The sequence below is a fragment of the Citrobacter sp. wls708 genome, assembly GCF_005281255.1.
In the GTDB taxonomy this organism is placed as follows: Bacteria; Pseudomonadota; Gammaproteobacteria; order Enterobacterales; family Enterobacteriaceae; genus Citrobacter; species Citrobacter werkmanii.
Map to the genome: position 1 here is coordinate 33,780 of NZ_SZXE01000009.1, position 12,786 is coordinate 46,565.

A 12,786-nucleotide genomic window follows, 5' to 3' on the forward strand; every position below is an offset into this window, starting at 1 on the left:
TGGTTTGGTACGAATGGAAATGGGAAAAGTGGGCTGCGTACGATTCTGGAAAGCGGCTCGCAAAAATAGAAATCGTTCGCGTAATAACTATTTTCTCGTCAGTCTCAGGTGTATGTTGTTTGAAAAATAAGCGCGAATGATATACTGGAGGTATATGTGAGTATGATGGCTGGGATGGATATGGGCAGAATTTTACTCGATTTATCAGACGACGTGATTAAACGGCTTGACGATCTCAAGGTGCAACGCAACCTACCTCGTGCAGAACTCTTGCGGGAGGCCGTTGAGCAGTATCTGGAAAGACAGGATCGGGCTGAAACCACAATTTCGAAAGCATTGGGGCTCTGGCAAGGCTGTGAGGAAGATGGTGTTGAATACCAACGTAAACTTCGTGAGGAATGGTAATGGTCAAAGGGGCTGCGCTTTTTGATACCAATATCCTCATCGACCTGTTTAGCGGGCGAAGTGAAGCAAAACTGGCGATAGAAACATGGCCGCCACAGAACGCAATCAGTCTCATTACATGGATGGAGGTGATGGTAGGCGCAAAAAAATACCATCAGGAGGCCCGTACTCGCATTGCGCTAGGCGCTTTTAACATTATTGGTGTTTCACAGGATATTGCTGAGCGAAGCGTGAATATCAGGCAAGAATACGGGATGAAATTGCCGGATGCCATTATCCTGGCTACTGCGCAGATTCATCATCTGACACTGGTTACGCGTAATACCAAAGATTTTGCAAGCATATCCGGCGTGGTAACGCCGTATACGTTATAGTCCGGGCGACCAGCGTCGCCCGGCAGTACTGGGGTTTTATTCCCCTTCACCCGGGAACAGGAACGGGTTGATGGAGCTGCGGGCAAAGCCTTCTTGCTCCATGTGGGCGTCCAGCATAAGTGACGCGAGGTCGTCGGCCACGGCCTCGACTTTCGGGTCTTTTTCCTGGTAGAGAATCTTCAGGTAAGTCCCGCAGTCGCCGCAGCTTTCCGCTTTAATTGCCGCCTGCTCGTTATCCAGCGACCAGTAGTTCAAATCGCGGCTCTGTTCACAGTTGCTGCACTTCACGCGCACCACGTGCCATTCGGTTTCGCACAGGTTGCAGTGCAAATAACGTAGTCCCTGCGTTGTGCCGATTTGCACCACGCTGGAGACCGGCATCGAACCGCATACCGGACAGAACTGGCGTTGTTCGCCGTACTCAGCGCGCGCTTTGCCGGGGATCAGGCTTGCCATCTGTGCCCAGTAGAGCGACAGTGCAGCCCAAATAAACGGGGCTTTGTCGCTGCTGACGGAGGCAAAATCTGAGGCAAACAGCGCGCTGGCCATCAGCTCCAGTTCCTGCTCAGAGGCTTTTTCCAGATTCTCGATTACGGCCAGTGCAGGGCCGCTCATCTCCGGCTTCAGCTCAGCAATTAGCGATTGCAGCAGTTTTTGCCAATGTTTGTCGCGTGGCAGGACGTGGATATCCAGCGGCGGCTTGCCCTGATCGTTCGCTTCTTTGATACGAGCGGTCAGATCCATCTGCAGCGGATGATCGTACAGCACCACTTCTTGTGCGTGGGCGATCAGCGCGGCAAAGCGCAGATAATCGCCCAGCGGGTTGTTTTCGGCCAGCTCGCGCAGACGTTCAGCACGGCGGTTATACAAATTTTTGAGTCTGGGGAACAATAACGGCGGAATCATATCCGCCGTGCGTTTCTCGCTCGAACCCAGCTCATCTTGCGGGATTATGCGAATACTCATTCAGATGATTTTTCCTGTTTCTGGCGGACTTCACGGTACCAGCGCGGATGATGTTTCTTCGCCCACGATTTAGTAACCCATCCCTCCACCATCGCGGTAATGGTGCCTTTCACCCAAAGGGCGGCGTAAATGTGCACCATGATAACCACAATTAACGCTACTGCGGCAAATGAATGCAGCATTAACGCGAATCGGATCACCGGGATTGAGAAAGCAGGCGCAAAATACGGACGCCAGATGATCACTCCGCTCACCAGTAACAGCACCAGGAAGATAATCGCCGCCCAGAATACGCATTTCTGGCCGAAGTTATAACGTCCCGTGTCACCTACTTCCTCGTTGACGACAATCTTACGAATATTCTTCGCCCAAAAGATATCATCCCGATTGATTAGATTGTGGTGCCAGTAACGGAAAAACATGATGATAAACGAGGCAAACATGATCACGCCGACAAACGGGTGCACAATTCGCGCCAGTTGCGGCGTGCCCATGATGTGCATCAGCCAGTTAAAAGACGGGAAGAGAAAACCCATCCCGCTCACTGCCGCCAGAATAAAGCAGAAGGCGGTTACCCAGTGGTTGATGCGTTCCGGCGCCGTGTAGCGCACGATGGTGTCACGTCGTTTCATTTGCGCACCTCGTCTTTCTCTTCATGCAGATTGTCTTCTTCCTCTTCCGCACGGTTTGGACCCACACCGACGTAGTGGAAGATACTGGCCGCAAACGTCGCTGCGAAGCCGACCGCTGCCAACGGTTTCCAGATGCCTTTCCAGAACTTCACGGTGGCGCTGATTTCCGGGTTCTCCGGCAGACCGTGGTACAGATTCGGCTTGTCGGCATGGTGCAATACGTACATCACATGCGTACCGCCAACGCCTGCCGGATCGTACAGGCCCGCGTTTTCGTAGCCACGCGTTTTCAGTTCCGCCACGCGCTCACCGGCCAGCGTTTTCATCGACTCTTTGGTGCCGAAATGAATCGCCCCGGTTGGGCAAGTTTTCACGCAGGCCGGTTCTTGCCCGACCACCACACGGTCGACGCACAGCGTACATTTGTAGACGCGGTTGTCTTCCGGGTTGAGGCGCGGCACATCGAACGGACAGCCAGCAATGCAGTAGCCGCAGCCGATGCACTGCTCGGACTGGAAGTCGACGATGCCGTTGGCATACTGAATGATTGCGCCTTCAGCCGGGCATGCCTTCAGGCAGCCTGGATCGGCGCAGTGCATACAGCCATCCTTGCGGATCAGCCACTCAAGTTTGTCGTTCTGTTCCACTTCCGAGAAGCGCATCACCGTCCAGGATTTGGCGGTCAAATCAGCCGGGTTATCGTACACCCCAACGTTGTTGCCCACTTCATCACGGATGTCGTTCCACTCGGAACACGCAACCTGACAGGCTTTACAGCCGATACAGGTCGTGACGTCGATAAGTTTCGCCACCTCTTCCTGGTGATCCCGCGCCTGAGGCGCGGGGGTGAAACCGTTAGTGGCGGATCGACGAATGATGTCTTGCGATTGATAAGCCATAGGTCGTCTCCGTTACACCTTTTCCACGTTCACGAGGAAGGACTTAAATTCCGGCGTCTGCGTGTTCGCATCACCGACGAATGGCGTTAACGTGTTAGCGATAAAGCCTTTTTTCGCCACACCTTCGTAGCCCCAGTGAATCGGAATACCGATGGTATCGATATCCTTACCGTTGGCCTGTAGCGTACGAATACGTTTGGTCACCACTGCTTTGGCCTTGATGTAGCCGCGGTTAGAGGAAACTTTAACGGTATCGCCATGGGAGATGCCGAGCTTATTCGCCAGCTTCTCGCCAATTTCCACAAACTGCTCCGGCTGGGCGATGGCGTTTAGCAACGCATGCTTGGTCCAGTAGTGGAAGTGCTCGGTCAGACGATAGGTTGTACCGACATACGGGAACTTATCCGCTTTACCCAGCGCTTCCGCGTCACCCTTAAAGATACGCGCGGCAGGGTTAGAGATAACGTTCGGGTGCAGCGGGTTAGTGCCGAGCGGCGTTTCAAACGGCTCGTAGTGTTCCGGGAATGGACCTTCCGCCATCTTATCAATAGCAAACAGGCGTCCCATCCCTTCCGGCTGCATGATGAACGGCCCAACGTCAGTACCCGGTGCGGCGGCGCTATAGTCTGGAATATCCATCCCGCTCCATTTCGCGCCATCCCATTTCAGGATCTGACGTTTTGGATCCCACGGATTCCCCTGCGGGTCTGCGGAAGCACGGTTATAAAGAATGCGGCGGTTAAGCGGCCATGCCCAGGCCCAACCCAGCGTATTGCCAAGGCCCGACGGGTCAGCGTTATCGCGTCGCGCCATCATATTACCTTCCGGCGTCCAGCTACCGGCAAAAATCCAGCAGCCGCTGGAGGTCGTGCCGTCATCGCGCAGTTGGGCGAACGAGCTGAGCTGTTGGCCTTTCTTGACGATTACCGCGCCGGTTGCCGGGTCGATAATATCAGCCAGCGCTTTCCCGTTGCTCTCCATCGCCACTTCTTCCGAAGCCGGTTCATGCGGTGTGGAGTAGTTCCAGGTCATGCTCAGCACCTGTTCCGGGTTCGCGCCACCTTGTTCGGCATACATCTTGCGCAGACGCAGGAAGATACCGGCGAGGATTTCGCCATCGGTTGCGGCAATCCCTGGGGCATCCGCGCCTTTCCAGTGCCACTGCAGCCAGCGACCAGAGTTGACGATCGAACCGTTCTCTTCGGCAAAGCAGGTGGACGGCAGACGGAATACTTCGGTCTGGATTTTCGACGGATCAACATCGTTCGACTCACCATGGTTCTGCCAGAAGGTGGAGGTTTCCGTGTTGAGCGGGTCGATAGTGATCAGATACTTCAGTTTGGACAGTGAAGCCACGACCTTGTTTTTGTTCGGGAATGAGGCGACCGGGTTAAAGCCCTGGCAGATATAGCCATTCACTTTGCCCTGGTTCATCATCTCGAAGTACTGCAGGACGTCGTACCCTTTATCCCACTTCGGCAGCCAGTCGAAGCCCCAGCTGTTTTCCGCTGTCGCTTTATCGCCAAAGAAGGCTTTCATCATCGAAACGAAGAATTTCGGGTAATTGCCCCAATAGTTTACCTGGCCTTCCAGCAGCGGTTTTGGCGTGTTGGCGGCAAGGTAGGTTTGCAGGTCGGTCTGTTTTTCGCTTGGCAGCGTCAGATAACCCGGCAGACTCTGTGACAGCAGACCAAGATCGGTCAGTCCCTGAATGTTGGAGTGACCACGCAGGGCGTTAACGCCGCCGCCGGCCATGCCCATATTGCCGAGGAGCAACTGGATCATCGCCATCGTACGGATGTTTTGCGCACCCACGGAGTGTTGCGTCCAGCCCAGCGCGTACAGGAACGATGCGGTTTTGTCTTTGGCGCTGGTTTCTGCAATGTATTCACAGACCTTCAGGAAATCGGCCTTCGGCGTACCGCAGATATTCTCTACGACTTCCGGCGTATAGCGGGAGACGTGCTGTTTGAGCAGGTTCCATACACAGCGCGGATGTTGCAGAGTCACATCGCGTTTGGCGAAGCCGTTTTCATCCAGCTCATAGTTCCAACTGGTTTTGTCATACTTGCGTTTGTCCGCGTCGTAGCCGGTAAACAGGCCATCTTCGAAGCCATAATCCTCACGCACGATCAGGCTGGCGTTGGTATAGGCCTCGGTATATTCGCGGTTGAATTTTTCGTTATTCAGCAGGTACAGCATGACGCCTGACAGGAAGGCAATGTCAGTACCGGAACGAATGGGGGCATAGAAATCAGCCACCGCTGCGGTGCGCGTAAAGCGAGGGTCAATGACAATCAGCTTGGCGCCGTTGTGAATTTTCGCTTCCATCGCCCAGCGGAACCCGACCGGGTGAGCTTCAGCGGCGTTACCGCCCATCACCACAACGAGGTTGGCGTTTTTAATGTCGACCCAGTGGTTGGTCATCGCACCGCGACCAAATGTTGGAGCAAGACTTGCTACCGTTGGTCCGTGTCAGACACGCGCCTGGTTGTCGACCGCGAGCATACCCAGCGCGCGGGAGAATTTTTGCGTCAAATAGCCGGTTTCGTTACTGGAAGCGGATGCACACAGCATCCCGGTAGAAAGCCAGCGGTTAACGGTTACGCCTTCGGCGTTTTGTGCAACGTAGTTAGCGTCGCGGTCTTCTTTCATCAGCTTAGCGATGCGGTCGAATGCTTCATCCCAGCTAATTTGCTGCCACTTATCTGAGCCTGGTGCGCGGTATTCCGGGAATTTCAAACGGCTTTCAGAGTGGATGAAGTCCACAAGACCTGCGCCTTTCGGGCACAGCGCGCCGCGGTTCACCGGATGATCCGGGTCCCCTTCAATATGGAAGATGGATGCTTTGGCGTTTTTTGCTCCGTCACCGAGGCTGTACATTAACAGCCCACAGCCAACGGAACAGTAGGTGCAGGTGTTACGGGTTTCGCGGGTACGCAGCAGTTTATATTGCCGTGTTTCCGCGAGCGCTACACCGGGTGCAAAGCCCAGTGCCGCTGCCGTGGTGCCTGCCATACCGCCAGCGCAGATCTTAAAGAACTGCCTTCTGCTGACCTGCATGGTTTGCTCCTTGTTTCGACATTGTCACGTTCCCTTCGCATTTCTGCCATGCCAACGCGTGGGAAGTGGTTGTTATTTTTCTTTGCGGACGGGACCGCAAAGGTCCAGAATTGGGTGAATTTCCCTCCGTCCAGGAGGGATTTGTAAAGAATACCACAATGTTGGTATGCGTGTTCCAATATGGTTAAAAGAAAGTGAATAAGATTATTCAAGAAAACATTAAGAATGTGACATCTCCGACAGGATCGCGCCAATTGACGCTCTGGAAGCGCGAGGATTTGCAACATCCTCAGCCTGATGAAGTCGCTGAAGAAGTGCCTGTTGCGCTGGTCTATAACGGAATTTCACATGTGGTGATGATGGCGTCACCGAAAGATCTTGAGCATTTCGCGATGGGTTTTTCACTTTCTGAAGGCATTATTGAGTCCCCGCAAGATATTTACGGGATGGACGTGGTTCCTTCCTGCAACGGATTAGAAGTTCAGATTGAGCTATCCAGCCGCCGTTTTATGGGGTTGAAGGAGCGTCGTCGCGCACTGGCTGGTCGCACCGGTTGTGGCGTTTGCGGCGTGGAACAGCTCAATGACATCGGCAAACCGGTCCAGCCTCTGGCATTTACCCAGACATTTGATCTGGCGCTCCTCGATAACGCCTTAAGGCATCTCCATGATTACCAGCCCGTGGGGCAACTGACCGGCTGTACGCACGCGGCGGCATGGGTACAGCTTTCAGGTCATCTGGCAGGTGGACATGAAGACGTTGGGCGTCATGTCGCGCTGGATAAACTGCTGGGGCGCCGGGCGCTCGAAGGGGAAACCTGGCAACAGGGCGCGGTATTAGTTTCCAGCCGCGCCAGCTACGAAATGGTGCAGAAGTCGGCAATGTGCGGCGTGGAGATTTTGTTTGCCGTTTCTGCGGCGACAACGCTCGCGGTGGAAGTTGCCGAACGCTGTAACCTGACGCTGGTGGGTTTTTGTAAACCGGGCAGGGCGACGATCTATACGCATCCGGAGCGTCTGATCGCGAAGTGACGCCACCAGGCGGCCAGGATACTGCCTGAAAATGCCAGTTCCATTATTACGGCAACGGGCGAGCCGACAATCACATTGTTCAGTAGCCAACACAGACTGCCGCACAATGTGTATCCGCGTAGTTTCCCACTGCGTTTTTGAAACGACGCAAAGGTCATCAGCAGGCTTCCCATCAGCGGCAAAATGCTCGACAGGTTTTGCCAAAGATAAACGCTACACAGCAGCGACCCCAGCATAAAACCCCACATAGCCCAGCGGTGAAACGTGACGATGGCCGTCGCGTAGCGGCATGCGGCGATGACCATTAACCCAGCCGCAGCATCTTGATCCAAAAGGGAGAAATGGATAGCGAGCAGGGAAGTGGAGGTGGTGAGCAGAGATAAGGTGATGGCCCGGCGTTGAAAATGAAAAGCGGAAATATCCAGCAAGAAGCTGATACCGGCCAGAATCTGAGAGAGAAGAAATGCGTTCATAATGTGCGCCAACCGTTGCAGAGTGGCGGGACAATACTCGACGCATTCACATAAGGCGTTAGCTTTTGTTAAGACGCTGGCGAATACGAGACAGGCTAACGGGATTAATACCGATATAGTTGGCGAGATCGCGCTGAGTGAGCTGCGACTCCCAGTCCGGGAAGTGTGTTTGTACATACCGGTAGCGCTGCTCTGGGGTATTGAGCAGCAGCATTTGCTCTTTTTTCTCTTTGTAGATCAATTGCTGAATCAGTAGCTGGGTCTTAATATCCTGATTTTCCGGCGCATCCAGCAAAGCCAAAGAAATTTCACTGGTTTCTCCTGCGGTAATCATTTGCAGACTGTAATCAGCAGGCGTTTTGGTCAGCCAGTTCAGGTACAGAAAGCAGTACTCCCCGGCAAAGTAGAACTCTTTAACCCGTTCTGAGCCATGTGGAGAGTGGTAAACCGCGCGAGCAACGCCTTGATGTAAAAAGTATATCTTGTTTTGAGGCTCACCCTGGCGATGCAACCAGGCACCCGCAGGTTGTCGCTTTTTTCGATGGCCTGGCAATAATGTTTGCGTGTGTTCAATTGACATTTTATCACTCAAATAATTTGAATAAGACAGGCAAATCCTTCCGCTTTAAGTTGTGTGATGAGATGGCTATTATTTATCACATCAAGGCACGGTGCCTTACTCAAACAACTAAGTTAAAGGGTTTATATCATGAAAAGCATCAAAACTTTTGTCGCAGTTATCGCTCTGGCTACTTCTTTCGGTTCATTCGCTGCTCAGACTGTTACCGCAACGGGTTCTACGCTGGAAAGTGCTGAAGCAAGCATTGCCGCTCAGGCTGAACGTGCAGGCGCCAGCGATTATAAAATCACCCAGGCTTACACCGGTAACCGCGTGCACATGACCGCTGAACTGCTGAAATAAGATACCTCAGTACTGTAGAAAGAGCGCCTTTGAGGCGCTTTTTTAGTTTATCCCCGCCATCCTCAACAGCGCGGTCACCACAGCGGCGGCAACGATCACCACGATCAGCGGCATTTTGCGCCATGCGAGAAAGACCGCGAAGCCAACCCCAAGAACACGCGCCATTCCAGCAAAGTGTTCACCTTCATAAAAGGTGGTTGCCAGCGCGACGGAAAACAGCAATACCGTTGCGGCATCAGAAAGCAGGGCCTGCGAGCGTTCCGAGAACGCTAAACGACTCCCCAGTTTTGCTCCGCCTAAACGCATTAAATACGTTCCCAGAGATAATATGGCGATACCAACGATAAACAGCGTCATGTTGCCCATTATTTTTTCCTCGTCAGTAAACCAAACAGTGAGAGCAGTACCGGCAGGCCCACCGGCGCGAAAGGTATAGATGCGAGCGACAGCGCGGCACCGCTACAGGCGCGGATCAGCGTGGTCCGATTTTTAAAGGCCGGAACCACTAACGCCAGCAAAATAGCCGGGAAAACGGCATCCAGACCGATGGTTTCCGGGGCCGGGAGCAGTTTGCCGACACCTGCGCCAATCAGCGTGCCAATTGGCCAGAAAATGGCGACGCCCAGGCCGCATAGCCAGTAGGCGGCTTTACGCTGTTCCGGCGTTTTTTGCGACAGGCCGAACACTACGCTTTCGTCGTTCATGATATGGCAGCCGAGGAAACTGGCGGCCCGGGAGCCCACCAGGTCACGCACCGTGACGCCAAACGGCACGTGCCGGGCGTTCACCAGTAAACCGGCAGCCGCAGCCGCCAGGGGGTTACCGCCGCTGGCGACGATGCCGATAAACATAAACTCGGACGCGCCGGCCAGTACCGTAATAGAAAGCACAAACGGTACCCACAGCGGGAAACCGTAAGCCATCGCCAGCGAGCCATATGACATGCCGACAACGCCGACGGCCAGACAGACGAGAAATATTGCTTTCAGCGTGTCGCCTTTGAGACAGGAAAAATAATGTTTCATACCATTTTAGCCATATCGAACGAATTTCCATTATAATGAACGCAACCCTTTAGCTTTACAAGTCGAACGATTTGTTCGATATAAAAAACATGGAGTCGTGAATGACCCAGCCCATCAGTATGATCGCGAAAAGCCTGGTGCGTGAACGTCAGCGCACCGGTTTGTCACTGGCAGAGATTGCCCGCCGCGCGGGGATTGCAAAATCGACGCTCTCACAGTTGGAAGCAGGAAATGGCAACCCTAGCCTGGAAACGCTGTGGTCGCTGTGTGTGGCGTTGGATATCCCTTTTGCGCGCCTACTGGAGCCGCAGGAGCAAAAAACGCAGGTGATTCGCCGCGGCGAAGGGACAAAAGTGGTGGCGGAACAGGCCCACTACCAGGCCATTTTACTGGCCGCCTGCCCACCGGGAGCGCGGCGGGATATCTATTTGCTGCTGACGCAGCCGGGCGCGGATCGTATTTCACAGCCGCATCCACCGGGATCGGTTGAACATATTATCGTGACGCAAGGTAAGGCGATGGTGGGATTGACGGAAGCGCCGGAAGAGTTAGGTGAGGGCGACTACATTTGTTACCCCGCCGATCGGGCGCATATCTTTAAAGCGTTGGAGCCGGATACTCAGGCGATTCTGGTTTCTGAGCAGAACTAACTGCTATGTTGCGTTGTGCCGGATGCGGCGCATCCGGCCTACAAGATTATTGCAGATAAAACACTTCTTTTAGCTCTGTGCTGACCGGGCTGTTGTCCGGGTTGGCTGGCATCACGTCGCGCATATGTTTCCACCAACGCTGGCAAACGTCGGTGCTGGCAACGGCATTCCAGCGCTCCTCGGACTCAATCTCAACGGTGGCGAACAGCAGATTACGCTCCTGATCAAGATAAATCGTGTAGTGATGGGCGCCGTGTTCTTTCAGTACTGATTCCAGTTCTGGCCAGATGGGATTGTGCCGACGTTGGTACTCCACGTGCGCGTCGGCGTTTACCTGCATCACAAACGCTTTGCGGATCATAACGCCTCCAGATACAGCTCGCGGACTTCATCGCGGCTGGCGATGCGCGGGTTACACGGCGCGCATGGATCGGCCAACGCTTTATCTAACCAGCCTTCAATATCCTCTTTGGTCACGCCAAGCTGGCTGAAACCGGCTGGAATACCTACCCGCTTGCTCAGGGCGCGAATGGCGTTGATGGCTTCCATGCTTGCCGCTTTATCGCTCATGCCGCGGGTATCGACGCCCATCGCCTGCGCCACGCGGGCAAAGCGAGCCTCGGCGTTCGGTCGGTTAAAATTTTCGATTATCGGCAGCAGGATGGCGTTGCAGACGCCGTGCGGCAGGTTGTGGGTTGCGCCCGGCTGGTGCGCCAGCGCATGCACCAGACCAAGACCGGCGCTGTTAAATGCCATACCCGCCAGATACTGACCAAATGCCATTTGCTCACGGGCTTCGAGGTTGTGGCCATCATCGACCGCTTTCGGTAGCCACAGATTAATCAGGCGAATGGCCTCCAGCGCATTGGCGTCAGTGAGTGGGTGCGCGCCGACGGAAACATAGGCTTCCACCGCGTGAGTCAGGGCGTCCATGCCGGTTGCGGCGGTAACGGAAGCCGGGATTTCCAGCATCACGCTGGCATCATCCACGGCGATATCCGGGATGATGTTCGGGTCGATGATCACCTCTTTAACCTTGCGAGCAGAGTCGATAATCACCGCATTGCTGGTCATTTCTGCAGCTGTACCGGCGGTAGTATTGATGGCGACCAGCGGAACGCCGGCATTTTTCACTTTGCCCACGCCGGAGTATGCGGTAGAAGGGCCTGGGTTGGCGGTCAGGATTTTCACCGCTTTAGCGGTATCGATCGGACTGCCGCCGCCAAAGGCGATAATGTAGTCACATTCTGCGCTCTGATACGTCGCAAAACCTTTCTGCACCAGCTCTTCTGTCGGGTTTGGGAACACCTCATCAAACAGGTGGTAAGACATTTGATGTTCATCCAGCGCGCTAAACAGGCTATCCAGCAGGCCCAGTTTCACCAATTGACCATCGGTAACGATCAGCGCTTTGCCCCATTGCTTATTCGCCACGAGGTTCACCATATCGGCAATCGCTCCAGCGCCATGCAGGCTAATTTTGGGTAGTGCCAACATAAAGCTCATTACTATTCTCCTTATAATGCTAGTGCGCTTGCCAGCGGAGTCACGCCAAAACGTTTGCCGAGTGCGACCAGTTCTTCACGCGTGATGGTCTGCTTCATACCGCCCATCGAATAGATTTTGACTAAAACCTCAGCGGATTTCTCAGCGGTATCGATCAAACCGAATGCTTCATCGAGGGAGGGGCCGCTGCCGAACACACCATGAAACGGCCACAGAACAAGCGAATGCTTCTGCATTTCCTGCGCGGTCGCCTGGCCGATTTCATCCGTACCCGGCACCATCCACGGCAAAATGCCGACGCCATCCGGGAACACCACCAGGCACTCGGTGCTGCCTTCCCACAGTTTGCGGGTGATCAGCGCGGTGTTGTTTTCCAGCACATAGGTCAGGGCGATCAGGTTGGTGGCGTGGCAGTGCATGATCACGCGATCTTTGCCGTTCGTCGCTTTAATGCGTTCGCAGTGAGAGAGGAAGTGGGCTGGCAATTCGGAGGTTGGCACCGCTTCGTGGGTCAGGCCCCAAAGGATGTGATAGCCCGCACCGTCGCTGTCCACTTTCACTACGCCTAAATTTGCCGCCGGATCGAGCTGAACGTTACGGAAAAATTTACCCGAGCCGGTGACGATAAATGGCGTATTCGCCAGCAATGGCATGGGTTGACTCAGCGCGATATAGCGCGGATTTTCGTGGAAATCGCCGCTAAATGGCGTGATGTCTGCTTCATCCAGGCGCAGCGTCAGGTTGCCGCCGTTACGTTCATCCCAGCCTTTCAGCCACGCATCGGATGTGGCTTTGATCATCCCCTGGACAAACCAGGAATGAGTAATGTTCTGCATGTTC

General features: G+C 54.3%; 16 protein-coding genes. 5 read left to right on the forward strand and 11 right to left on the reverse strand.

The genetic code is table 11. From position 1 onward, the window contains the following. Window positions 1-162: 162 nt before the first annotated feature. Both FDW97_RS04485 and FDW97_RS04490 read left to right on the forward strand, forming a co-directional pair. A complete protein-coding gene (locus FDW97_RS04485; protein WP_001523745.1) occupies window positions 163-405 on the forward strand; it encodes a CopG family transcriptional regulator in 243 nt (80 codons plus the stop codon). After that, window positions 405-779 (forward strand): type II toxin-antitoxin system VapC family toxin, encoded by a 375-nt coding sequence (locus FDW97_RS04490; RefSeq protein WP_085049711.1) that lies wholly within the window; start codon window positions 405-407, stop codon window positions 777-779. The genes FDW97_RS04485 and FDW97_RS04490 overlap by 1 nt, the downstream gene beginning before the upstream one ends. 36 nt (window positions 780-815) lie before the next feature. On the opposite strand, the gene fdhE is transcribed toward FDW97_RS04490, so the two are convergent. Genes fdhE through fdnG form a run of 4 tightly spaced genes read right to left on the reverse strand, consistent with a single transcriptional unit; the run spans window position 816 to window position 6,339 of the window. Next, window positions 816-1,745, reverse strand: a complete 930-nt coding sequence (gene fdhE / locus FDW97_RS04495; protein WP_006686145.1) for a formate dehydrogenase accessory protein FdhE — start codon at window positions 1,743-1,745, stop codon at window positions 816-818. Continuing rightward, window positions 1,742-2,377 carry a formate dehydrogenase cytochrome b556 subunit gene (gene fdoI / locus FDW97_RS04500; protein WP_038635897.1) on the reverse strand — a complete coding sequence of 212 codons (636 nt, stop codon included), beginning with the start codon at window positions 2,375-2,377 and terminating at the stop codon, window positions 1,742-1,744. The genes fdhE and fdoI overlap by 4 nt, the downstream gene beginning before the upstream one ends. Then, window positions 2,374-3,276 (reverse strand): formate dehydrogenase O subunit beta, encoded by a 903-nt coding sequence (gene fdoH, locus FDW97_RS04505; RefSeq protein WP_003028691.1) that lies wholly within the window; start codon window positions 3,274-3,276, stop codon window positions 2,374-2,376. The genes fdoI and fdoH overlap by 4 nt, the downstream gene beginning before the upstream one ends. 12 nt (window positions 3,277-3,288) lie before the next feature. Next, window positions 3,289-6,339, reverse strand: a complete 3,051-nt coding sequence (gene fdnG / locus FDW97_RS04510) for a formate dehydrogenase-N subunit alpha (RefSeq protein WP_137350704.1) — start codon at window positions 6,337-6,339, stop codon at window positions 3,289-3,291. 194 nt (window positions 6,340-6,533) lie between these two features. Between fdnG and fdhD the strand changes: the two genes are divergently transcribed. Further along, window positions 6,534-7,370: a formate dehydrogenase accessory sulfurtransferase FdhD gene (fdhD, locus tag FDW97_RS04515; RefSeq protein ID WP_085049712.1), complete on the forward strand. Its 837-nt coding sequence runs from the start codon at window positions 6,534-6,536 to the stop codon at window positions 7,368-7,370. Here the strand turns inward: fdhD and FDW97_RS04520 are convergent. Together FDW97_RS04520 and FDW97_RS04525 are read right to left on the reverse strand one after the other, a co-directional pair. After that, on the reverse strand, window positions 7,337-7,843 hold the full coding sequence (locus tag FDW97_RS04520) for a YgjV family protein (protein WP_085049713.1): 507 nt from the start codon (window positions 7,841-7,843) through the stop codon (window positions 7,337-7,339). The genes fdhD and FDW97_RS04520 overlap by 34 nt on opposite strands. Window positions 7,844-7,901: 58 nt before the next feature. Then, entirely contained in the window at window positions 7,902-8,423 is a 522-nt protein-coding gene (locus tag FDW97_RS04525) for a Crp/Fnr family transcriptional regulator (protein ID WP_085049714.1), read from the reverse strand. A gap of 129 nt (window positions 8,424-8,552) precedes the next feature. Between FDW97_RS04525 and FDW97_RS04530 the strand changes: the two genes are divergently transcribed. Beyond that, window positions 8,553-8,765: a DUF1471 domain-containing protein gene (locus FDW97_RS04530; protein ID WP_038635907.1), complete on the forward strand. Its 213-nt coding sequence runs from the start codon at window positions 8,553-8,555 to the stop codon at window positions 8,763-8,765. Window positions 8,766-8,807: 42 nt separating this feature from the next. Here the strand turns inward: FDW97_RS04530 and FDW97_RS04535 are convergent, their stop codons facing one another. Together FDW97_RS04535 and FDW97_RS04540 are read right to left on the reverse strand one after the other, a co-directional pair. Next, the gene (locus FDW97_RS04535; protein ID WP_038635909.1) at window positions 8,808-9,131 is read right to left on the reverse strand and encodes an AzlD domain-containing protein; all 324 of its coding nucleotides are present in this window, start codon (window positions 9,129-9,131) and stop codon (window positions 8,808-8,810) included. Further along, entirely contained in the window at window positions 9,131-9,790 is a 660-nt protein-coding gene (locus FDW97_RS04540; protein WP_038635911.1) for an AzlC family ABC transporter permease, read from the reverse strand. Before FDW97_RS04540 ends, FDW97_RS04535 begins: the two co-directional genes overlap by 1 nt. Before the next feature lie 101 nt (window positions 9,791-9,891). Between FDW97_RS04540 and FDW97_RS04545 the strand changes: the two genes are divergently transcribed. Beyond that, window positions 9,892-10,440 (forward strand): helix-turn-helix domain-containing protein, encoded by a 549-nt coding sequence (locus tag FDW97_RS04545; protein ID WP_003825255.1) that lies wholly within the window; start codon window positions 9,892-9,894, stop codon window positions 10,438-10,440. 46 nt (window positions 10,441-10,486) lie between these two features. Here FDW97_RS04545 and rhaM read toward each other — a convergent pair whose 3' ends face one another. Genes rhaM through rhaD form a run of 3 tightly spaced genes read right to left on the reverse strand, consistent with a single transcriptional unit; the run spans window position 10,487 to window position 12,782 of the window. Further along, window positions 10,487-10,801: an L-rhamnose mutarotase gene (gene rhaM / locus FDW97_RS04550; RefSeq protein WP_085049715.1), complete on the reverse strand. Its 315-nt coding sequence runs from the start codon at window positions 10,799-10,801 to the stop codon at window positions 10,487-10,489. Next, the gene (gene fucO / locus FDW97_RS04555) at window positions 10,798-11,946 is read right to left on the reverse strand and encodes a lactaldehyde reductase (RefSeq protein WP_038635920.1); all 1,149 of its coding nucleotides are present in this window, start codon (window positions 11,944-11,946) and stop codon (window positions 10,798-10,800) included. The genes rhaM and fucO overlap by 4 nt, the downstream gene beginning before the upstream one ends. An 11-nt stretch (window positions 11,947-11,957) precedes the next feature. Then, entirely contained in the window at window positions 11,958-12,782 is an 825-nt protein-coding gene (gene rhaD, locus FDW97_RS04560; protein ID WP_085049716.1) for a rhamnulose-1-phosphate aldolase, read from the reverse strand. Between the last annotated feature and the right edge of the window lie 4 nt (window positions 12,783-12,786).